This window comes from Pseudomonas benzenivorans (assembly GCF_033547155.1).
GTDB classification, from domain to species: domain Bacteria; phylum Pseudomonadota; class Gammaproteobacteria; order Pseudomonadales; family Pseudomonadaceae; genus Aquipseudomonas; species Aquipseudomonas benzenivorans_B.
In genome coordinates this window covers 1,638,357-1,658,347 of record NZ_CP137892.1, presented here as the reverse complement: position 1 = coordinate 1,658,347, position 19,991 = coordinate 1,638,357, and the positions used below count along the sequence as shown (strand labels likewise).

Annotated in this window: 20 protein-coding genes; all 20 read right to left on the bottom strand. The window is 65.3% G+C overall.

The genetic code is table 11. The annotated features are described in order from the left end of the window. Window positions 1–9: 9 nt before the first annotated feature. On the bottom strand, window positions 10–750 hold the full coding sequence (locus tag SBP02_RS07670; RefSeq protein ID WP_318645800.1) for a flagellar motor protein: 741 nt from the start codon (window positions 748–750) through the stop codon (window positions 10–12). Window positions 751–776: 26 nt separating this feature from the next. Then, on the bottom strand, window positions 777–1,904 hold the full coding sequence (locus tag SBP02_RS07665) for a protein-glutamate methylesterase/protein-glutamine glutaminase (RefSeq protein WP_318645799.1): 1,128 nt from the start codon (window positions 1,902–1,904) through the stop codon (window positions 777–779). 44 nt (window positions 1,905–1,948) lie between these two features. After that, a complete protein-coding gene (locus SBP02_RS07660; protein ID WP_318645798.1) occupies window positions 1,949–4,207 on the bottom strand; it encodes a chemotaxis protein CheA in 2,259 nt (752 codons plus the stop codon). An 11-nt stretch (window positions 4,208–4,218) separates the two neighbouring features. Then, complete coding sequence (locus tag SBP02_RS07655) at window positions 4,219–5,007, bottom strand: protein phosphatase CheZ (protein ID WP_318645797.1); 789 nt, start codon at window positions 5,005–5,007, stop codon at window positions 4,219–4,221. Window positions 5,008–5,026: 19 nt separating this feature from the next. Then, window positions 5,027–5,401, bottom strand: a complete 375-nt coding sequence (locus tag SBP02_RS07650) for a chemotaxis response regulator CheY (RefSeq protein WP_170862135.1) — start codon at window positions 5,399–5,401, stop codon at window positions 5,027–5,029. A gap of 213 nt (window positions 5,402–5,614) precedes the next feature. Further along, a complete protein-coding gene (gene fliA / locus SBP02_RS07645; RefSeq protein WP_318645796.1) occupies window positions 5,615–6,361 on the bottom strand; it encodes an RNA polymerase sigma factor FliA in 747 nt (248 codons plus the stop codon). Then, entirely contained in the window at window positions 6,358–7,188 is an 831-nt protein-coding gene (fleN, locus tag SBP02_RS07640) for a flagellar synthesis regulator FleN (protein WP_318645795.1), read from the bottom strand. Before fleN ends, fliA begins: the two co-directional genes overlap by 4 nt. Window positions 7,189–7,302: 114 nt before the next feature. After that, window positions 7,303–8,604 (bottom strand): flagellar biosynthesis protein FlhF, encoded by a 1,302-nt coding sequence (flhF, locus tag SBP02_RS07635; protein WP_318645794.1) that lies wholly within the window; start codon window positions 8,602–8,604, stop codon window positions 7,303–7,305. 15 nt (window positions 8,605–8,619) lie between these two features. Further along, a complete protein-coding gene (gene flhA, locus SBP02_RS07630; RefSeq protein ID WP_318645793.1) occupies window positions 8,620–10,749 on the bottom strand; it encodes a flagellar biosynthesis protein FlhA in 2,130 nt (709 codons plus the stop codon). Between the two features lie 105 nt (window positions 10,750–10,854). Next, on the bottom strand, window positions 10,855–11,991 hold the full coding sequence (gene flhB / locus SBP02_RS07625) for a flagellar biosynthesis protein FlhB (RefSeq protein ID WP_318645792.1): 1,137 nt from the start codon (window positions 11,989–11,991) through the stop codon (window positions 10,855–10,857). 3 nt (window positions 11,992–11,994) lie between these two features. Further along, window positions 11,995–12,771, bottom strand: a complete 777-nt coding sequence (gene fliR, locus SBP02_RS07620; protein WP_318645791.1) for a flagellar biosynthetic protein FliR — start codon at window positions 12,769–12,771, stop codon at window positions 11,995–11,997. A 1-nt stretch (window position 12,772) separates the two neighbouring features. Further along, complete coding sequence (gene fliQ, locus SBP02_RS07615; RefSeq protein ID WP_318645790.1) at window positions 12,773–13,042, bottom strand: flagellar biosynthesis protein FliQ; 270 nt, start codon at window positions 13,040–13,042, stop codon at window positions 12,773–12,775. Window positions 13,043–13,044: 2 nt separating this feature from the next. After that, entirely contained in the window at window positions 13,045–13,800 is a 756-nt protein-coding gene (gene fliP / locus SBP02_RS07610) for a flagellar type III secretion system pore protein FliP (RefSeq protein ID WP_318645789.1), read from the bottom strand. Next, window positions 13,797–14,225 carry a flagellar biosynthetic protein FliO gene (fliO, locus tag SBP02_RS07605; RefSeq protein WP_318645788.1) on the bottom strand — a complete coding sequence of 143 codons (429 nt, stop codon included), beginning with the start codon at window positions 14,223–14,225 and terminating at the stop codon, window positions 13,797–13,799. Before fliO ends, fliP begins: the two co-directional genes overlap by 4 nt. 1 nt (window position 14,226) lies before the next feature. Further along, window positions 14,227–14,700: a flagellar motor switch protein FliN gene (gene fliN / locus SBP02_RS07600; RefSeq protein WP_318645787.1), complete on the bottom strand. Its 474-nt coding sequence runs from the start codon at window positions 14,698–14,700 to the stop codon at window positions 14,227–14,229. 39 nt (window positions 14,701–14,739) lie between these two features. Continuing rightward, a complete protein-coding gene (fliM, locus tag SBP02_RS07595; RefSeq protein ID WP_318645786.1) occupies window positions 14,740–15,711 on the bottom strand; it encodes a flagellar motor switch protein FliM in 972 nt (323 codons plus the stop codon). A gap of 13 nt (window positions 15,712–15,724) precedes the next feature. Next, the gene (gene fliL / locus SBP02_RS07590; RefSeq protein ID WP_318645785.1) at window positions 15,725–16,249 is read right to left on the bottom strand and encodes a flagellar basal body-associated protein FliL; all 525 of its coding nucleotides are present in this window, start codon (window positions 16,247–16,249) and stop codon (window positions 15,725–15,727) included. Between the two features lie 326 nt (window positions 16,250–16,575). Next, entirely contained in the window at window positions 16,576–17,829 is a 1,254-nt protein-coding gene (locus SBP02_RS07585; RefSeq protein WP_369960338.1) for a flagellar hook-length control protein FliK, read from the bottom strand. A gap of 77 nt (window positions 17,830–17,906) precedes the next feature. Beyond that, on the bottom strand, window positions 17,907–18,260 hold the full coding sequence (locus tag SBP02_RS07580; RefSeq protein ID WP_318645783.1) for an Hpt domain-containing protein: 354 nt from the start codon (window positions 18,258–18,260) through the stop codon (window positions 17,907–17,909). Between the two features lie 30 nt (window positions 18,261–18,290). Beyond that, on the bottom strand, window positions 18,291–19,988 hold the full coding sequence (locus SBP02_RS07575; protein ID WP_318645782.1) for a fused response regulator/phosphatase: 1,698 nt from the start codon (window positions 19,986–19,988) through the stop codon (window positions 18,291–18,293). Window positions 19,989–19,991: the final 3 nt, after the last annotated feature.

The following is a 19,991-nucleotide window of genomic DNA, read 5'->3' as shown; positions in this document are numbered from 1 at the left end:
GCGTCCCTGTCAATCCATGAAGCCTTGCAGCTTCAGCTCGATGGAGCGCGGGTTCTCGCCTTCGGCGATGGACAGAATGCCTTCGAGCAGCATCTCGCGGTAGCGCGACTGGCGCAGGGCGACGGCCTTGAGCTTGTTGCCGATCGGCAGCAGCAGCAGGTTGGCGAAACCCACACCATAGATGGTAGCTACAAACGCCACGGCGATACCACTGCCGAGCATGCTCGGGTCGGCCAGATTGCCCATCACGTGGATCAACCCCATCACCGCACCGATGATGCCGATGGTCGGCGCGTAGCCGCCCATGCTCTCGTACACCTTGGCGGCCTGTATGTCGCGGCCTTCCTGGGTGTACAAGTCGACCTCGAGGATGCTGCGGATGGCCTCGGGCTCGGCGCCATCGACCAGCAACTGTAGGCCCTTGCGCGCATAGGGGTCGGACTCGGCGTCCGCCACCGCCTCCAGGCCCAGCAGGCCCTCCTTGCGCGCGGTCATGCTCCAGCCGACCACATGGTTGATGCCGCCGGCCAGGTCCACCCGTGGCGGGAAGAAGATCCAGCGCAGTATCGCCAGGGCGCGCTTGAACACGCTGACCGGCGCCTGCAGGAAAGCCGCGCCCAGGGTGCCGCCGATCACGATCAGCGCCGCCGGCCCATTGAGCAATGCCGTCGCGTGACCGCCTTCGAGATAGTTGCCCCCCAAGATGGCGACGAACGCCAGGATGACCCCTATCAGACTTAGCACATCCATGCGGGCACGCTCCCTCTCGGGGTCATTTACAGGCACGCCTCGGTCAGGTGCCGAGCGATATCGTCGAGCCCATACACCGCATCGGCCAGGTTGGCCTTGACCACGGCCATCGGCATGCCGTAGATCACGCAACTGGCCTCGTCCTGCGCCCAGACCTGACTGCCGCCCTGCTTGAGCAGGCGTGCCCCCTCGCGCCCGTCCGCCCCCATGCCGGTCAGCACCACCGCCAGCACCTTGTCGTGATAGGACTTAGCCGCCGAACCGAAGGTGATGTCGACACTGGGCTTGTAGTTCAACCGGTCATCGCCGGGGAGGATGCGGATGGTACCGCGCCCGTCGACCATCATCTGCTTGCCGCCCGGCGCCAGCAGCGCCACTCCGGGCCGTAGCAGCTCGCCATCTTCGGCCTCCTTGACGGCGATCCGACAGAGCTTGTCCAGACGCTCGGCAAAGGCCTTGGTAAAAGCCGCCGGCATGTGCTGGATCAGCAGGATCGGGGCCGGGAAGTTGGCTGGCAGCTGCGTCAACACGCGCTGCAGAGCCACCGGCCCGCCGGTCGAGGTGCCGATGGCCACCAGCTTGTAGACCTTGCGCTTGGGCGCGGCTGCACTGGTCGGCGCACCGGGCGCCGGCACCGGAGCTGGCGTGGACGTCGGCGCTGGCCGCGTCAGACTGCTGGTCGTGGCTGGCCTGGGCGGCGTGACGGATACCGCTGGTGCAGGGGTGGGAAACGGCCGTGCACCGATGCTGCGCCTGTTGCTGCGGGCGATGCTGTGCACCTTCTCGCACAGCAACTGCTTGACCTTCTCCGGGTTGCGCGAGATGTCCTCGAAGTTCTTCGGCAGGAAGTCCACCGCCCCGGCATCCAGGGCATCGAGGGTGACCCGGGCGCCTTCGTGGGTCAGCGAGGAGAACATCAGCACCGCGGTCGGACAACGCTGCATGATGTTCCGGACCGCGGTGATGCCATCCATCATCGGCATCTCGTAATCCATGGTGATCACATCAGGCCTCAGGGCCTGGGCCTGATCGATGGCTTCACGGCCATTGGTGGCGGTGCCGATCACCTGAATATTCGGATCGGTGGAGAGGATTTCCGAGACACGCCGGCGGAAGAAGCCGGAATCGTCCACCACCAGTACCTTGACAACCATACAAACTCCTAAGCGGCGCGCGCGCAGGTCGCGCCGCCAATCAATCAGATGCGCCGCGCGTAGCGCTTGAGCATGCTCGGCACGTCGAGAATCAAGGCGATGCGTCCATCGCCGGTGATGGTAGCGCCAGACATGCCCGGAGTGCCCTGAAGCATCTTGCCCAGGGGCTTGATCACCACCTCTTCCTGACCGACCAGCTGGTCGACGACGAAGCCGATGCGCTGGCTGCCCACCGTGAGAATCACCACATGCCCCTCGCCCTGCTCCTCATGGGCGGCATCACGCACCAGCCAGCGCTTGAGGTAGAACAGCGGCAACGCCTTGTCGCGCACCACCACCACCTCCTGGCCGTCGACCACGTTGGTACGCGACAGGTCGAGGTGGAAGATCTCGTTGACGTTGACCAACGGGAAGGCGAATGCCTGCTTGCCCAGCATCACCATCAGGGTCGGCATGATCGCCAGGGTCAGGGGCACCTTGATGACGATCTTCGAGCCCTGGCCCTTGACCGAAAACACGTTGACCGTGCCGTTGAGCTGGGAAATCTTGGTCTTCACCACGTCCATGCCGACGCCGCGACCGGACACGTCGGAAATCTCGCTCTTGGTCGAGAAGCCCGGGGCGAAGATCAGGTTGTAGCACTCGAACTCGTTCAGCCGGTCGGCCGCGTCCTTGTCCAGCAGGCCTTTTTCCACGGCCTTGGCGCGCAGCACATCGGCGTCCATGCCCTTGCCGTCGTCGGAGATCGACAACAGGATGTGGTCGCCCTCCTGCTCGGCCGACAGCACCACCTTGCCGCCGCGGGCCTTGCCGGCGGCCTCGCGCTCTTCCGGGGTCTCGATGCCATGATCGACGGCGTTGCGCACCAGGTGCACCAGCGGGTCGGCCAGGGCTTCGACCAGGTTCTTGTCCAGATCGGTCTCTTCGCCGACCAACTCCAGGTTGATCTCTTTCTTCAGGCTGCGGGCCAGGTCACGGACCAGGCGCGGGAAGCGCCCGAAGACCTTCTTGATCGGCTGCATGCGGGTCTTCATCACCGCCGTCTGCAGGTCGGCGGTGACCACGTCGAGGTTGGACACCGCCTTGGCCATCGCCTCGTCGCCGCTGTTGGAGCCCAGGCGTACCAGGCGGTTACGCACCAGCACCAGCTCGCCGACCATGTTCATGATCTCGTCCAGGCGCGCGGTGTCGACCCGTACCGTGGTTTCCGCCTCACTGGCCGGCACCACCTTGTCAGCCGCTGCCGGCACGGGGCTCGGCGCCTTTGCCGGCTCGGCCTTGGCCGCTGGCTTGACGCTTGCCTTGGCCGGCTCGGTAGGTTTGATCGGCGCTACCGCAGCGGCGGGCGCCTTGGCCGGGGCGCTCGGCTCGGCAAACTTGCCCTTGCCGTGCAGTTGATCGAGCAGCGCCTCGAACTCGTCGTCGGTGATCTCGTCACTGTCCGCGCTCGCTGCCGCAGCCGGGGCCTGCGCCGGCTGCACCGCCGTGGCGGCGCCCGTGGCGGGCGGAACGAACTGGCCCTTGCCATGCAGCTGATCGAGCAGCGCCTCGAACTCGTCGTCGGTGATCTCGTCAGCGCCGGGACTGGCTTCGGCAACCGCCGCCACCGGGGCCTGCACCGGCTGCGCCGCCGTGGCGGCGGCAGTGGCGGGCGGAACGAACTGGCCCTTGCCATGCAACTGATCGAGCAGTGCCTCGAACTCGTCGTCGCTGATTTCGTCCGGGCCGGCCGCCGCAGAGGCTGTTTCGGCCTGGGCTTCGGCCGGCGCCCCATGCAGGGCATCGAGCAGTTGCTCGAACTCGCTGTCGGTGATGTCGCCAGTCTCGGGCGCAGCCGAGGCGGGTTCCGGCTCAGGCTCAGGCTCCGCCACGGCCTGGACCTGCGCCTCCGGCGCTGGCACTTCCTCGGCACCGGCCGGCTCCGCCAGGCGGGCCAGGGCCGCCAGCAGCTCCTGACTGGCCGGGGTCGGTTCGACTCGTTCACGCACCTGGCCGAACATGCCATTGACCGCATCCAGCGCTTCCAGCACCACGTCCATCAACTCGGCGTCGACCCGTCGCTCGCCCTTGCGCAGAACGTCGAAGACGTTCTCCGCGATGTGGCAGCACTCGACCAGTTCGTTCAGCTGGAGAAAGCCGGCGCCGCCCTTGACGGTATGAAAGCCGCGAAAGATCGCGTTGAGCAGGCTCATATCGTCCGGGCGGCTCTCTAGCTCGACCAACTGTTCGGACAGTTGCTCGAGGATCTCCCCGGCCTCTACCAGGAAGTCCTGGAGGATCTCTTCATCGGCGCCGAAGCTCATAAAACGTGCTCCTAAAAACCTAAGCTGGATAGCAGATCGTCGACGTCGTCCTGGCTTGCGGCGACATCTTCACGCTTATCGGCATTAATCTGCGGACCTTCACCACGGGAAGGCTCTTTTTGTTGTTTTTGCTCGGCGCGTAACTGTTCGTGGTTGTGCTCGATACCGGCGAAACGGTCCACCTGGCTGGCCATCAGCACCAGTTTGAGCAGATTGCTCTCCACCTCGGTGACCAGCTGGGTGACCCGCTTGATCACCTGGCCGGTCAGGTCCTGATAGTCCTGAGCCAGCAGGATGTCGTTGAGATGGGCGGACAACTTGGCGCCATCGCGCTCGCTGCGGGCGAGGAACAACTCGATGCGCTTGGCCAGCTCGCGGAAACCATCGGCGCCCATTTCCCGGCGCATGAAGCGTCCCCACTCGGCGCTCAGGGTCTGTGCCTCGCTGCCGAGGTCGTTGACCAACGGCGCGCTCTGCTCGACCAGATCCATGGTCCGGTTCGCCGCCTTCTCGGTCATCGTCACCACATAATTCAGGCGCTCGGTGGCATCGGTGATTTGCGAGACTTCCTGGGCATGGGGCACGCGCGGGTCGAGCTGGAAGTTGACGATGGCGTTGTGCAACTCGCGCGTCAGCTTGCCGACTTCGTGGTACAGACCACGGTCGCGGGTTTTATTGAGTTCATTGATCAGCTGCACCGCTTCGCCAAAATTGCCTTGATCCAGGCTGTCGACCAATTGGCGCGCGTTTAACTTCAGGCTCGACTCGAGGTCGGCCTGCGGGGAATCTTCGTGTTCCATAGCACCCTCGCGGCAGACATCAGCCGTTGACCCGCTCGAAAATCTTCTCGATCTTTTCTTTCAGTACCTGGGCCGTGAACGGCTTGACCACATAGCCATTCACCCCGGCTTGCGCGGCCTCGATGATCTGGTCGCGCTTGGCCTCGGCGGTGACCATCAGTACCGGCAGGTGCTTGAGCCGCTCGTCCGCCCGTACCGCGCGGAGCAGGTCGATCCCGGTCATGCCCGGCATGTTCCAGTCGGTCACCAGAAAATCGAAACTGCCGCTGTGCAACATCGGCAGGGCGGTGGTGCCGTCGTCGGCCTCCGCGGTATTGGTGAACCCCAGATCACGCAGGAGGTTCTTGATGATCCGGCGCATCGTTGAAAAGTCATCAACGATGAGGATTTTCATGTTCTTGTCCAAGTCGACCTCCGTACAGTCCTAAACGCAGCCAGCCTCTGGCTGCGCCCTTAATCGTGAAACCGGCCTGACAGGCCGTTGCAAAACCATTGCGATCAGCTGCGCCACGTTGCCATCAGGTGTTACTCGCTCACCTACAGGCCGTAATGCGCCTTATCTGACCCTCGTCCGCTACGTTTCCCAACGACCCGCTAATCTAGCGGTTCAGCGTGCGCGCCATTCGCTCAGCCGCGCACGCAGGCGTGCGGCGCACTGACTGTGGATCTGACTGACGCGCGACTCGCTGACCCCCAGCACCTCGCCGATCTCCTTGAGATTCAGCTCTTCGTCGTAATACAGCGCCAACACCAGTCGTTCGCGCTCCGGCAAGTTGGCGATGGCATCGGCCAGCGCCGCCTGGAAGCGCTCATCTTCCAGGCCACGAGAAGGTTCTTGGTGAGTGGCATTGGCGTCTTCGCACAGCCCCCCGTGCTCGCCGTCCTGCAACAGGTCGTCGAAGCTGAACAGGCGGCTGCCCAAAGTGTCGCCAAGAATGCCGTAGTAATCTTCGAGACTCAATTGGAGTTCGGCCGCAACCTCGTGATCTTTAGCGTCACGACCGGTTCTGGCCTCAACTACTCGGATCGCATCGCTGACCATACGGCTGTTGCGGTGTACCGAACGCGGCGCCCAATCGCCCTTGCGCACCTCATCGAGCATCGAACCGCGAATGCGAATGCCGGCGAATGTCTCGAAGCTCGCGCCCTTGCTGGAGTCGTATTTCTTCGAGGCCTCGAGCAGACCGATCATGCCGGCCTGGATCAGATCGTCCACCTGCACGCTGGCCGGCAGGCGCGCCAGCAAGTGGTAGGCGATTCGCTTGACCAGGGGCGCATAGCGCTCGATCAACTGATACTGGGACTCTTGTCCTTGCGCCTTGCTGTACATACGAAGTCCGGAAGCTGCTGTCATACCGCCGAGTCCGCGGTCGGTTGCTGCACCAAGCGCTCGACGAAAAACTCCAGATGACCACGCGGATTGGCCGGTAGCGGCCAGGCATCGACCTTCTGCGCGATCGCCTTGAACGCCAGGGCGCACCTGGAGCGTGGATAGGCGTCATAGACCGCGCGCTGCTTCTGCACGGCCTTGCGCACCGACTCGTCGTAGGGCACCGCGCCGACATACTGCAGGGCGACGTCGAGGAAACGATCGGTGACCTTGGTCAGTTTGGCAAAAAGATTGCGCCCCTCCTGTGGACTGTGCGCCATATTGGCCAGTACACGAAAGCGGCTCATGCCGTAGTCGCGATTGAGCAATTTGATCAGCGCGTAGGCGTCGGTGATCGAGGTCGGCTCGTCGCACACCACCACCAGCACCTCCTGGGCCGCGCGGACGAAGCTGACCACCGAGTCGCCGATACCGGCGGCGGTGTCGATGATCAACACGTCGAGGTTGTCGCTGATGTCGCTGAAGGCCTGGATCAAGCCAGCATGCTGCAGGGGCGAGAGCTGCACCATGCTCTGCGTGCCCGAGGCGGCCGGAACGATGCGGATGCCGCCGGGGCCCTGCAGGATCACGTCGCGCAGGTCGCACTCGCCGCTGATCACATCGGCCAGGGTGCGCTTGGCGGTGAGGCCGAGCAGGACGTCGATGTTGGCCAAGCCCAGGTCGGCGTCCATCAACATGACCCGCCGGCCGACATCGGCCAGCGCCAGGGCCAGATTCACCGACACGTTGGTCTTGCCGACACCACCCTTGCCGCCGGTCACCGCGATCACCTGTACGGGATGCATACCCATGTTCTCTACACACCTTGTCTAACGTCGACGGGAGCCGCTTGGCTAAGCGTACCCCGCCAATCCGGCATGAGGTCAACCTGCGCCTCATGCCACTGAGTCATCGCCGCGGCGCCGTCAACCGGCACGGCGCGTCGGCTGCTGATAGAGGCCGGCGAACAGCTCCGCCATCGCCTCCTCGCTTGGATCTTCCGCACTCTGCAGCCCGACGGCCCGGCTCACCAACTGATGGCTGCGCGGTACCTGCAGATCATCCGGGATACGCGGACCATCGGCCACATAGGCTACCGGCAGGCGCTGACCTATCGCCAGCCCCATGACCTCGCCCAGGCTGGCGGCCTCGTCCAACTTGGTCAGGATGCAACCGGCCAGACCACAACGCTTGTAGCTATGGTAGGCGGCCTTGAGTACCTGGCTCTGACTGGTGGCGGCCATGACCAGGTAGTTCCTGGACTTGATCCCGCGGCTGGCCAGGGCCTCCAGCTGCATGCGCAGGGCCGGGTCGTTGGCCGGCAGGCCGGCCGTGTCGATCAGCACCAGGCGCTTCTTCGCCAGGGGTGCCAGGGCCTGGGTCAGCGATTGGCCGGGATCGACCAGGGTGACCGGCACACCGAGGATGCGGCCGAGGGTCTTGACCTGCTCCTGGGCGCCGATGCGGTAACTGTCCAGGCTGACCAGGGCAAGGCTCTGGGCGCCGTGCTTGAGCACATAACGCGCCGCCAGCTTGGCCAGGGTGGTGGTCTTGCCCATGCCGGCCGGGCCGACCAGGGCGATCACCCCGCCCTCCTCCAGCGGCTCCTGCTTGGGGGTCTGAATGGCGCGGGCCAGGTGGGCCAGGAGCATGCGCCAGGCCTGCCGGGGCTCGGCGACATTGGCCACCCGCTCGAGCAGCACCCGGGCCAGCTCGGCCGGCAGGCCCATGCGCTGCAGGCGGCGCCAGAGGCTGGCCTGCTGCGGACGGCGGCTCTGCATCTGGCCCCAGGCGATGGAGCCGAGCTGTACCTCGATCAGCTCGCGCAGGCCGTGCAGCTCGAAGCGCATGGCGTCGAGGGCACGCTGATCGCTGGCCGCAGGCAGTGCCGGTTGCGGCTTGCCGAGCACGGCGGCGAGGCTGTCGGCCGGCACCTCGGGGGCCGCGCCAAACAGTTGGCGGTCCTTGCCCTCGTCGGCCTGCGCCCGGGTGGCCAGCTCGGCCTGGGCGGAGGCGATGCGCGACTGGGTCTTGCGCAGCTCGGCCTCCAACGCCGGGTTGGGCTGGCGCGCAGGCGCGGCGGGAACCTGGTAGTCCAGCGCGGCGGTCAACTCGACACCGCCGGCCACCCGGCGATTGCCGATGATCGAGGCATCCGCGCCCAGCTCATCGCGGACCAGCTTCATGGCTTGACGCATATCGGCGGCGAAAAAGCGTTTGACCTGCATGGCCTGTGACCTCGGTTAGTTCTGCCCCACCGTCGCGACGATGGTGACCTGCTTGTTGTCCGGGATTTCCTGGTAAGCCAGCACGTGCATGTTCGGCACTGCCAGCCGCGCGAACCGCGAGAGCATCGCCCGGACCGGGCCGGCCACCAGCAGTATCACCGGCTTGCCGAGCATTTCCTGGCGCTGCGCCGCTTCCACCAGGGAACGCTGCAGCTTCTCGGCCATGCCCGGTTCCAGGAGGATGCCATCCTCGGAGCCTTGCCCGGCCTTCTGCAAACTATTGAGCAATATCTGTTCCAACCTGGGTTCCAGGGTGATCACAGGCAGCTCCGGCTCTAGTCCCACGATGCTTTGCACGATCGCGCGGGCCAAGGCCACGCGCACAGCCGCCACCATCGCGGCGGGATCTTGACTCTTGGTCGCGACGTTGGCCATGGCCTCGGCGATGGTGCGGATGTCGCGCACCGGCACCTGCTCCTGCAGCAACGCCTGCAGCACCTTGAGCAGGGTCGACAGCGACACCAGGCCCGGTACCAGCTCCTCGGCCAGCTTCGGCGAGCTCTTGGCCAGCAACTGCAGCAGCTGCTGCACTTCCTCATGGCCGAGCAGCTCGTGGGCATGCTTGTGCAGCACCTGGTTGAGGTGGGTGGCCACCACCGTGCTGGCATCGACCACGGTGTAGCCGAGCGATTGCGCCTGATCGCGCTGGCTGGAGTCGATCCACACCGCCTCCAGGCCGAACGCCGGATCCTTGGCGGCCACGCCGTTGAGGGTGCCGAACACCTGCCCGGGGTTGATCGCCAGCTCGCGATCCGGATACACCTCGGCCTCCGCCACGCTGACCCCCATCAGGGTCAGGCGGTAAGCGTTGGGCAGCAGATCGAGGTTGTCGCGGATATGCACCGAGGGCATGAGGAAACCCATCTCCTGGGACAGCTTCTTGCGTACCCCCTTGATCCGCGCGAGCAGCTGACCGCCCTGGTTGCGGTCGACCAGCGGGATCAGCCGGTAGCCGACCTCCAGGCCGACCATGTCCACCGGCGTGACGTCGTCCCAGCCCAGCTCCTTGACCTCCTGGGCCTTCTGCGCCGGCAGCAACTCCTGCTGACGCTGCACCTCCTTGATTTCCGCCTCCTTGCCCTTGCGTTGCTTGTTGGCGATCCAGTAGGCGGCGCCGGCGGCAATCAGGCCGAGGCTGATGAAGGAGAAGTGCGGCATGCCCGGCACCATCCCCATGGCGATCATGATCGCCGCGGCCACGGCCAGGGCCCGCGGCGAGGCGAACATCTGCCGGTTGACCTGGGCGCCCATATCTTCGGAGCTGGACACCCGGGTGACCATCACCGCCGCGGCGGTGGACAGCAGCAGCGAGGGGATCTGCGCCACCAGGCCGTCACCGATGGTCAACAGGGTGTAGACCTTGCCGGCATCGGCGAAGCCCAGGCCGTGCTGGAACATGCCGATGGCGATGCCGCCGATCAGGTTGATGAACAGGATCAGCAGGCCGGCGATGGCGTCGCCGCGGACGAACTTGCTGGCACCGTCCATGGAGCCGTAGAAGTCGGCTTCCTGGGACACCTCGGCGCGGCGCTTCTTGGCCTCGGCCTGGTCGATCAGGCCGGCGTTGAGGTCGGCATCGATGGCCATCTGCTTGCCCGGCATGGCATCCAGGGTGAAACGCGCGCTGACCTCGGAGATGCGCCCGGCGCCCTTGGTGACCACCACGAAGTTGATGATCATGAGGATGGCGAACACCACGATACCGACCACGTAGTTGCCGCCGATCACCACCTCGCCGAAGGCCTGGATCACCTGGCCGGCGGCGCCATGCCCCTCGTGGCCGTGCAGCAGCACCACCCGGGTCGAGGCGACGTTGAGCCCCAGGCGCAACAGGGTCGCCGCCAGCAGGATGGTCGGGAATACCGCGAAATCCAGGGGCCGCAGGGCATAGATGCCGACCAGCAGCACCACGATCGACAGGGCGATGCTGAAGGTGAACAGCACGTCGAGGAGGAACGCCGGCATCGGCAGCATGACCATGCCGAGCATGACCAGCAGCAACAGCGGGATACCCAGGTTGCCCTGGCGCAACCCCGCAAGATTGCTGCGTACGTCTCCGATGATTTGCGCGCGATCTACAGCCACATCCCTACCCCAGCCAGCTCAATTTTTTGACGCGCAACGGCGTCTTAACTGGGTTGTGGCAAGAAGCATTCCAAGTTCGACCTAACCGGCGATGGCGCCCGGCGCTCACTCGTCGCGACGCAGATCCGGCGGAATCGGCAGGTCCGGCAGCGGGCCCGGGCGCTTGCCCTTGCCGGCCTGGTACTGACGCAGCTGGTAGACGTAGGCCAGCACCTGGGCCACGGCCAGGTACAGGCCCGCGGGGATTTCCTGGTCCAGCTCGGTGGAATAGAACACCGCCCGCGCCAGGGCCGGCGACTCCAGCAGCATGACCCGGTGCTCCTGGGCGATCTCGCGAATCTTCAAGGCGGTGAAGTCACCGCCCTTGGCCAACAGCACCGGCGCACTGCCCTTGGCCGGGTCGTACTTCAGCGCCACGGCGAAGTGGGTCGGGTTGGTGATCACCACGTCGGCCTGGGGCACGGCCTGCATCATGCGCCGCTCGGCCATCTCCCGCTGCAGCTGGCGGATGCGCGACTTGACCTCGGGCTTGCCCTCGCTGTCCTTGTATTCGTCGCGCACCTCCTGCTTGGTCATCATCAGCTTCTGCTTGTTGTCCCAGAGCTGGAAGGGCACGTCCACCGCGGCGATCAGGATGATCCCGCAGGCCATCCACAGCGCGCTCCAGCCCACCACCTGGGCCGCATGCAAGATCGCCGCCTCCAGCGGCTCGTGGGCCATCGCCAGCAGGTCGTCGCGGTCGGCGGACAACACCGCCAGAGCCACCAGCAGGATCACCAGGAACTTGGCCAGGGCCTTGAGCAGCTCGACCAGCGCCTTGGTCGAAAACATGCGCTTGAGCCCGGCCAGGGGATTCATCCGGCTCAGCTTCGGCGCCATGGCCTGGGCCGAGAACAACCAGCCGCCCAGGGCGATGGGGCCGACGATGGAGGCGATCAGCAGGGCCAGGAACAGTGGCAGCAAGGCCTCGATGGCCATCTCGCCGGACGCCAGCAGCCAGATCACCATGTTGCGCTCGTCGAACAGCACTTCGCGCGGCAGGGAAAAATTGCCGCGCATGATCTCCAGCAGCGCGCTCGCCAGCCCGCCGCCGCTGGCCAGCAGGCCGCCCGCCCCGGCCAGCATCACCGCCAGGGTGTTGAGCTCCTTGGAGCGAGCGATCTGACCCTTTTCACGGGATTCGCGCAGGCGTTTCTCCGTGGGTTCCTCGCTTTTTTCGGCGCCGCTCTCGGACTCGGCCATGGCCTACCTCGCCCGCGCCATTTCGCGCAAGAACTGCAGGGCCTCGCCGACCAGCAACTGGTACTGGGCGAGGATGTCGGCCATGCCGATCCAGACGATCGCCAGGCCCAGCACCAGGGTCAGCGGAAAGCCGATGGAGAAGATGTTCAGCTGCGGCGCGGCGCGGGTCATCACGCCGAACGCCAGGTTGACCACCAGCAAGGCGGTGATGGCCGGCAGCACCAGCATCAGCGCCGCGCCCATGACCCAGCCCAGCTTGGTGGCCAGGGTCCAGTAGTGGTCGGTCAGCAGCCCCTCGCCCACCGGCAGGGTAACGAAGCTCTCGGCCAGCACCTCGAACACCACCAGATGACCGTTCATGGCGAGGAACAGCAGGGTCACCAACATCAGGAAGAACTGACCGACCACCGGTACCGACACCCCATTGGTCGGATCGACCATGGAGGCGAAGCCCAGGCCCATCTGCATCGAGACGATCTGCCCGGCGACCAGGAAGGCGTGGAAGAACAGCTGCAGGCTGAAGCCGAGCATCACCCCGATCAGCACCTCCTGGGCGATCAGCACCAGGCTGCGCAGGCTCAGCGCGTCGACCTGCGGCATCGCCGGCAGGGTCGGCATCAGCACCAGGCAAATGGCCAGGGCCAGATACAGGCGCACCCGCATCGGCACCAGCTGGGTGCCGATGATCGGCATGCTCATCAGCAGCGCGGCGATGCGGAACAGCGGCAACAGGAAACTGCCGACCCAGCCGCCGATCTGCGTGGCGCTCAGCTCGATCATGTCAGCCGATCAGCATGGGGATGTTCATGATCAACATCTTGGTGAACTCCATCAGCTCGCGGGTCAACCAGGGGCCGGCGAAAATCAGGGTGAGCAGGATCACCAGCAGGCGCGGCAGGAAGCTCAGGGTCTGCTCGTTGATCTGCGTGGCGGCCTGGAACATCGCCACCACCAGGCCCACCAGCAGGCTGGGCACGACGATGACCGCCACGATCAAGGCGGTCAACCACAGCGCCTCGCGGAACAGGTCGACGGCGATCTCGGGGGTCATGCTCAGGTCGCTCCGAAGCTGGCCGCCAGGGTGCCCATGATCAGCGCCCAGCCATCGATCAGGACGAACAGCATGATCTTGAACGGCAGCGAGATGATCAGCGGCGAGAGCATCATCATCCCCATGGCCATGAGGATGCTGGAGACCACCAGATCGATCACCAGGAACGGGATGAAGATCATGAAACCTATCTGGAACGCGGTCTTCAGCTCCGAGGTGACGAAGGCCGGGATCAGGATGGTCAGCGGCGTATCGTCCGCACTGGCGATGTCGGTGCGCTTGGACAGGCGCATGAACAGCTCCAGGTCGCTCTCGCGGGTCTGCGCCAGCATGAAGTTCTTGATCGGCACCTCGGCCTTGGCGATCGCCTCCTGGGCCGGCAGCTGCTCGTTGAGATAGGGCTGCAGGGCGTCGCGGTTTATCTGGTCGAACACCGGCGCCATGATGAACAGGGTCAGGAACAACGCCAGGCCGACCAGGATCTGGTTCGACGGCGTCTGCTGCAGGCCCAGGGCCTGACGCAGGATGGAGAACACGATGATGATGCGGGTGAAGCTGGTCATCAGCATGACGAAGGCCGGGATGAAACTCAGCGCCGTCATGATCAGCAGGATCTGCAGGCTGACCGAGTATTCCTGCTGCCCCTGGGTATCGGTGCTCAGGGTGATCGCCGGGATCGACAACGGATTGTCGGCGCCCAGGGCCAGAGGCGCGCCCAGCGCCAGCAGCAGAGCCAGGAGCAGGCGCATGGCGCTCATCGAGACTTGTCCTTCTGGTCCTTGCCCAGCAGCTCCATCAGGCGCTGGGCGAACTCGGTCGAGGCCGGCTGGCCGTCCGGCAGGTGCACCGGCTCGGCCATGACATGCAGCGGGGTGATGCGCCCCGGGGTCAAACCGAGGAGGATCTGCTCCTGGCCGACCTGCACCAGCACCAGGCGGTCACGGGGGCCGAGGGCCTGGCTGGCGAGTATCTTGATCACCTGACCGCCGCGCGGAGTGATCTGTTGAACCCGGCGCATGAGCCAGGCCAGCAGGAAGATCAGGCCGATCACCAGCAGCAGGCCGAGCAGCAACTGCACCAACTGCCCCGCCATGCCGCCCTCCGCCAGAGAGGGAGCCGCCGCCGACTCGGCGGCGAGGGCCGTCAGCGGCAGCGAGCCGATAATGCCGATGAGCGCACGCATCCTAGCGCAGCTTCTTGATGCGTTCGCTCGGGCTGATCACGTCCGTCAGGCGGATGCCGAACTTCTCGTTGACCACCACCACCTCGCCATGGGCGATCAGGGTGCCGTTGACCAGCACGTCCAGCGGCTCGCCGGCCAGCCGATCCAACTCGATCACCGAGCCCTGGTTGAGCTGCAGCAGGTTGCGGATGGTGATATCGGTGTTGCCGACTTCCATGGAGATCGACACCGGGATATCCAGGATCACATCCAGATTCGGCCCATCCAGGTTGACCGGCTGGTTGCTCTTAGGCGCGCTGCCGAACTCCTCCATCGGCGCGCGCGGCGCAGCCGGCGCATCGCCCGCGCCACCGGCGGCGAGCATGGCATCGATGTCGTCCTGGCCGGCGGCGTCGCCGGACTCGGACAGCGCTGCGGCCCACTCGTCGGCCAGCGCCTGCTCCTCCGGGGAGGTCGTTTCGTTTTCGTCTGCCATAGTCTGTCCTCGGCTGGCATGTAACAGGTTTGACGGGGTCTAGCGCTGCCGTTCGATCGGCTCCAGCACCTGCAGGGCCAGGTTGCCCTTGTGGGCGCCGAGCTTGACCTTGAAGGCCGGCACCCCATTGGCGCGCATGATCACGTTGTCGGGAATATCCACCGGGATCACGTCGCCCGGTTGCATGTGCAGGATGTCGCGCAGCTTCAACTGGCGCCGCGCCACAGTGGCGCCCAGGGGCACGCTGACGTCGAGAATGTCCTCGCGCAGGGACTTGACCCAGCGCTCGTCCTGGTCGTCGACATCGGACTGGAAACCGGCGTCGAGCATCTCGCGGATCGGCTCGATCATCGAATAGGGCATGGTCACGTGCAGGTCGCCGCCACCGCCATCCAGTTCGATATGGAAGGTCGACACCACTATGACCTCGCTGGGGCTGACGATGTTGGCCAGGGCCGGGTTCACCTCCGAGTTGACGTACTCGAAGTTGATGTCCATGACCGCATGCCAGGCCTCCTTCAGGTCGACGAAGGCCTGGTCCAGCACCATGCGCACCACCCGCAGCTCGGTGGGGGTGAACTCGCGCCCCTCGATCTTGGCGTGGCGGCCGTCGCCGCCGAAGAAGTTGTCGACCAGCTTGAACACCAGCTTGGCATCGAGGATGAACAGCCCGGTGCCGCGCAGCGGCTTCATCTTCACCAGGTTGAGGCTGGTCGGCACGTATAGCGAATGCACGTACTCGCCGAACTTCATCACCTGCACGCCGCCGACCGCCACGTCCGCCGAGCGACGCAGCAGGTTGAACATGCTGATGCGGGTGTAGCGGGCGAAGCGCTCGTTGATCATCTCCAGGGTCGGCATGCGCCCGCGGACGATGCGGTCCTGGCTGGTCAGGTCATACTGCTTGACGCTGCCCGGTTCGGCGGCGTCCTCGGTCTCGACCAGGCCGTCGTCGACGCCATGCAGCAGCGCATCGATCTCGTCCTGGGAGAGCAGGTCTTGCACGGCCATATCCGACTCCCGACTACTGCAATACGAGGTTGGTGAACAACACTTGTTCGACGGCCAGCGTGCCCGTCTCCTTCTGCGCCAGCTCCTGTACGCTGCTGGTGGCCTGCTGGCGCAGCATTTCCATGCCGACCGGGGTGGCTAGCGTCTCGAAGTCCTGGCTGGAAAACAGCATCACCAGGCGATTGCGCAACACCGGCATGTGCACCTTGAGCGCGTCCAGTGCCGTCTTGTCGCGCGCCATCAGGGCGACGCTGACCTGCATGTAGCGTGGTCGCCCCTTGTAGTCGAAATTGACCACGAAGGCTGGCGTCAACTCTTCATAGATCGCCGGCAGCTTGACCGGCGCAGCCGGCTCCGTCGGCGCCTGGGCTTCGGCTTCCACCTGGGCGTCACCCTTGCTGAGCAGGAACCAGGTCCCCCCCACCGACAGACCCACCGCGAGCAGCAGTGCCACGACGATCAGGATAATGAGTTTCAGCTTGCCAGCCGGTTTCGCGTCGCCGCCCGCCGCGTCTTGCGGCTTGTCTTTCTTAGCCATGCCAATAATCCGTCACTGAGCGCTGTTCTAGCCGCCGTTAAGAGGTTGGGAGCAAGTGTTATGCCAGCTCTTCGACAGCGCGTCCTGACGAAGGCCCCGACGGGCGATTCAGCCGGAACAGGTGGCCGGGCTCTGCAGGCTGGCCGCAGAGTCAACCTGGGCAGCGGATATATCAGCCCCCTACGACCTTGTCACGCCCGAACGCCCTCGCCCGGCAACCTTGTGGCTGTCGGGCGAGGCAGTTTAGATCAGTGAGACGACAGACTACAGCGCCTATCCATCCTTAGTATTCCGGGAAGGAGCGGCCACCGACACGGGGGACGCACCTAGGCGTAATAATCGACCAGAGCACGGGCGCCGCCGAGGGAAAGAGCAGGCTGCTCGGCCGCGCTTGCGGCGAATTCCTCCTCGCCGCCGAGCAGAGGCTCATTGGCGCCGCCACGTCCGCCGCTACCGCTCCCCTCCTGTCCTTGCCAACCGCGACTCAGCGACTGGTCGGAGACACTGGCATCGAGCAAGTTCATGCCCTGCTGGGAAAACAGCTCGCGCAGCCGGTGCATCTGCCCTTCCAGGGCCTCGCGCACCGCGGCGTTGGGGCTGGCAAAGGTGACCTGGGTCTGCTCCTGACTCAAGTTGATGCGCACCTCCAGGCGACCCAGTTCGGCGGGGTCGAGCTGAATCTCGGCGGACTTGAGGTTCTGGCTGGACAGCCACATCACCCGGTCGACCACCGCCTCGCTCCAGCCCCCCTGCTGCATCGCTACCGGCTGCCCCGGCACCTGGGCAGCACGCGGCGCCAGCGCGGCCTGCTGGCCAATGGCCTGGCTCAACGCGCTGAGCTTGCTGACGAAGTTTTCCGGGCGGTTGTCGGCGGAGCTTTCCTTCAGGCTTTCCAGCCCCTCGGCACTCAACTCCAGCAGCGGCACCTCGGCCAGATCAGCGCCCTGTTCTTGCGAACGCTGCGCCCCCATGGCGGCCATCGCATTGGCGAACCCCTGCCCGGTGTTGAGCGCTGCCTGGGTGACGGCCTTCCCCGTGGCGCTCTGCTCAGCCGCAGCGTCCTTGGCCCCCAGCTCCAGGGCCATCTGCACCGCCGGCACCTGGTTCAACGCCTCCAGCTCAGGATCGAGGCTTGCCTCGGTCAGGCTCGCCGGCCCCGAGCCGATCAGGCTGGCCGTCGGCAAGGGCGCCGCCTCGCCCCCCTGCAAGCCGAGTTCGCCGGTTTCGTCCGACACCGGCTGCTGGCCGGCCAATCCAAACAACAGGTCGAGCGACGGATCCTCGGTCGACGGGTCACTCGGCAAAGAGTTGCCGCTTTCGGCAAGCGCTGGCTGGGCTGCGGCGGCAGCGTCTTGCTCTTCCTGCGCTTCGCCCGATGCGGAATCGGTCGCACGCTCGGGTTTAGCGCTGGCTTCACTGCGTCCGGCGGCATTGGCCTGGCGCTCCTTGGCGTAGACCTGCGCGAAGCTGGAGGGCTCGCCTTTATTGGGCTCGGCCGGTTTCGCCGGAGCCTTCGCCGACGCCGCTTTCGGCCTTACTTCGGCAGCCGGCTTGAGGAGTAGATCGGGAGCAACAGACACGGGCACTCTCCGTTTGAATGGGGTAGTGCCGAGATAATTGCAAAGGGTGGGCCAAGTTTGCGGCGGAGCCGATGGGGCTAGAAGCGAAAGCGCTGGCGCTCGGCCCTGAACAGGATGCGCACGATGGCGAACTCACGCTCGATCTGCTCGATGAGCCCGGCGGCCTCATGCAAGTGCTCGCGCCGCGCCGCCTCCTCCAACTGCCAACACAGCTCGGCGAGAAGGGGCGCCCCCATGTTGCTGCAACTGCCCTTGAAGCTGTGTGCAGCCAGACGCAGTCCTTGCGCATCTGCGGCCTGCTCGGCCTGGTGCAGCAGCCGCAGGCGCTCTTCGGAGTCGGCCAGAAAGGTATCCAGCAGCACTGGGTACTCCGCCGCCATGACATCCTGCAGCACTCCCTGCACGGCGCTGTCGAGATGGGTATCGGACATCCGGTCACTCCCTGATCAAAACGAGCGCGATTATGCCCCAAGCCGCCAGGAGAACTCCACGCGCACCCCCCGGCCGTCATCCGGCCAGGTGCAGCGCTCGCTCAGCTGGCGCACCAGGGCCAGGCCGCGTCCGCAGAGGCTGTCCAGCGCCATTTGCCGGTCCAGGACCGCCTGCCCATCGAATCCGGGGCCGCTGTCTTCGACCCTCACGACCAAGCGGCCACCTGCCGCCTCGGGAAAAAGATTCAGGTGGAAACGCACGTAGCCTTCGTCGAGGGCGGCCAGTCGCGCGCTGCGCTGCCGATAATACTCGGCGAAGCCCTCCGCATCGCGCTTCAAGGCGGAGTCCAGCCCCAGCACACCATGCTCCAGGGCGTTCGAATACAGCTCTGCGAGCACGCTGTACAGCGCCCCGCCCTGGGGACGCAGCCCCTGGACCTCAAGCAACAGTTGCAGGAGGAAAGGCAACGGGTTGAACCGCCGCAAGGTTTCCCCCCGGAACTCGAAGCTCGCCGACCAGTCCAGCGGGTTGTTCTGGCCACAAGCGGAAAAAGCCAGGGGTGGACGGCTCTGGGCGCTGGCCTCGACCAGGCTGACCTCGACCAGGCTGACGTCGTCCTCCTGCTCGCCACGAAAGCGCGTCAACGCCTGTTGAATATTCGTGAAGATGTGCTGCGGCTCGGGGCTTTCGGCGAACACGCCGAGCAGACGCTCCTCGCCGAACAGCTGGCCTTCGCCGTCGCGGGCCTCCAGCACGCCATCGGAGAGCAGGATGATCCGGTCGCCCAGCTCCAGGGGATAGACCTCGTAGGCATCGTCGAACGACGGCGCGTCGAGGATGCCCAGCGGCAAGTGGCGGGATGCCAGGGGAATACGCTCGCCTCCGGCGCCACGTTGCAGATAGCCGTCCGGCAAGCCGCCACTCCACACCTCGACCTCACGGCGATGGGCATTCAGGCTGAGCATGGTGGCGCAGCAGAACATACCGACGGGCAAGATGCGTTTGAGCTTGGCATTCATCTCGCGCAGGATCTCGGCCAGGGAGTAGCCCTTGGCGGTCATGCCGTAGAACACTTCGGCCACCGGCATGGCGCCTATCGCGGCCGGCAGGCCGTGACCGGTGAAATCGCCGAGCAATACGTGCATGCCGCCCGAGGGCTTATAGGCCGCCAACAACAGGTCGCCGTTGAACAGGGCGAAGGGGGACTGCAGATAGCGGATATTCGGCGCATCGAGGCAGCCGGAGTGGGCCACCTTGTCGAACACCGCCTTGGCCACGCGCTGCTCGTTGAGCAGATACTCGTTGTGCTTGGCGATCAGGTCGCGCTGCTGCAGCACCGTATCCTGCAGGCGCCGCAGGCGGTCCATGGCCTTGATCTTGGCTTCGAGAATCACCGGGTTGTAGGGCTTGGCGAGAAAGTCGTCGCCACCGGCCTCCAGACAGCGCACCAAGGCCTCCCCCTCGGTCAAAGAGGTCAGGAAGATGATCGGCACCAGGGACTCGCCGGCCAACTGCTTGATCTGCCGCGCCGCCTCGAAACCGTCCATCAGCGGCATCAACGCATCCATCAGGACCAGCTGTGGCTGCTCGCGCTGGAACAACTCGACCGCTTCCAGGCCATTGCTCGCGGTCAAGGCCCTGTGCCCCTGACGGCTGACGATGGCCGACAACAGCAGGCGATCGGCCGCGCCGTCTTCGGCGATCAGGATGCTCAGGTTCTCGGACATGAT

What these genes read in the sequence shown, in the direction of transcription:
- SBP02_RS07660 (WP_318645798.1), bottom strand. Translation starts at nt 4,207, where the DNA reads ATGAGCTTCGGCGCCGATGAAGAGATCCTCCAGGACTTCCTGGTAGAG.
- fliR (WP_318645791.1), bottom strand. Translation starts at nt 12,771, where the DNA reads ATGATCGAGCTGAGCGCCACGCAGATCGGCGGCTGGGTCGGCAGTTTC.
- fliA (WP_318645796.1), bottom strand. Translation starts at nt 6,361, where the DNA reads ATGACAGCAGCTTCCGGACTTCGTATGTACAGCAAGGCGCAAGGACAA.
- fliM (WP_318645786.1), bottom strand. Translation starts at nt 15,711, where the DNA reads ATGGCCGTGCAAGACCTGCTCTCCCAGGACGAGATCGATGCGCTGCTG.
- fliP (WP_318645789.1), bottom strand. Translation starts at nt 13,800, where the DNA reads ATGAGCGCCATGCGCCTGCTCCTGGCTCTGCTGCTGGCGCTGGGCGCG.
- fliQ (WP_318645790.1), bottom strand. Translation starts at nt 13,042, where the DNA reads ATGACCCCCGAGATCGCCGTCGACCTGTTCCGCGAGGCGCTGTGGTTG.
- flhB (WP_318645792.1), bottom strand. Translation starts at nt 11,991, where the DNA reads ATGGCCGAGTCCGAGAGCGGCGCCGAAAAAAGCGAGGAACCCACGGAG.
- flhF (WP_318645794.1), bottom strand. Translation starts at nt 8,604, where the DNA reads ATGCAGGTCAAACGCTTTTTCGCCGCCGATATGCGTCAAGCCATGAAG.
- SBP02_RS07665 (WP_318645799.1), bottom strand. Translation starts at nt 1,904, where the DNA reads ATGGTTGTCAAGGTACTGGTGGTGGACGATTCCGGCTTCTTCCGCCGG.
- fleN (WP_318645795.1), bottom strand. Translation starts at nt 7,188, where the DNA reads ATGGGTATGCATCCCGTACAGGTGATCGCGGTGACCGGCGGCAAGGGT.
- fliN (WP_318645787.1), bottom strand. Translation starts at nt 14,700, where the DNA reads ATGGCAGACGAAAACGAAACGACCTCCCCGGAGGAGCAGGCGCTGGCC.
- SBP02_RS07575 (WP_318645782.1), bottom strand. Translation starts at nt 19,988, where the DNA reads ATGTCCGAGAACCTGAGCATCCTGATCGCCGAAGACGGCGCGGCCGAT.
- SBP02_RS07655 (WP_318645797.1), bottom strand. Translation starts at nt 5,007, where the DNA reads ATGGAACACGAAGATTCCCCGCAGGCCGACCTCGAGTCGAGCCTGAAG.
- SBP02_RS07580 (WP_318645783.1), bottom strand. Translation starts at nt 18,260, where the DNA reads ATGTCCGATACCCATCTCGACAGCGCCGTGCAGGGAGTGCTGCAGGAT.
- SBP02_RS07670 (WP_318645800.1), bottom strand. Translation starts at nt 750, where the DNA reads ATGGATGTGCTAAGTCTGATAGGGGTCATCCTGGCGTTCGTCGCCATC.
- fliO (WP_318645788.1), bottom strand. Translation starts at nt 14,225, where the DNA reads ATGCGTGCGCTCATCGGCATTATCGGCTCGCTGCCGCTGACGGCCCTC.
- SBP02_RS07650 (WP_170862135.1), bottom strand. Translation starts at nt 5,401, where the DNA reads ATGAAAATCCTCATCGTTGATGACTTTTCAACGATGCGCCGGATCATC.
- fliL (WP_318645785.1), bottom strand. Translation starts at nt 16,249, where the DNA reads ATGGCTAAGAAAGACAAGCCGCAAGACGCGGCGGGCGGCGACGCGAAA.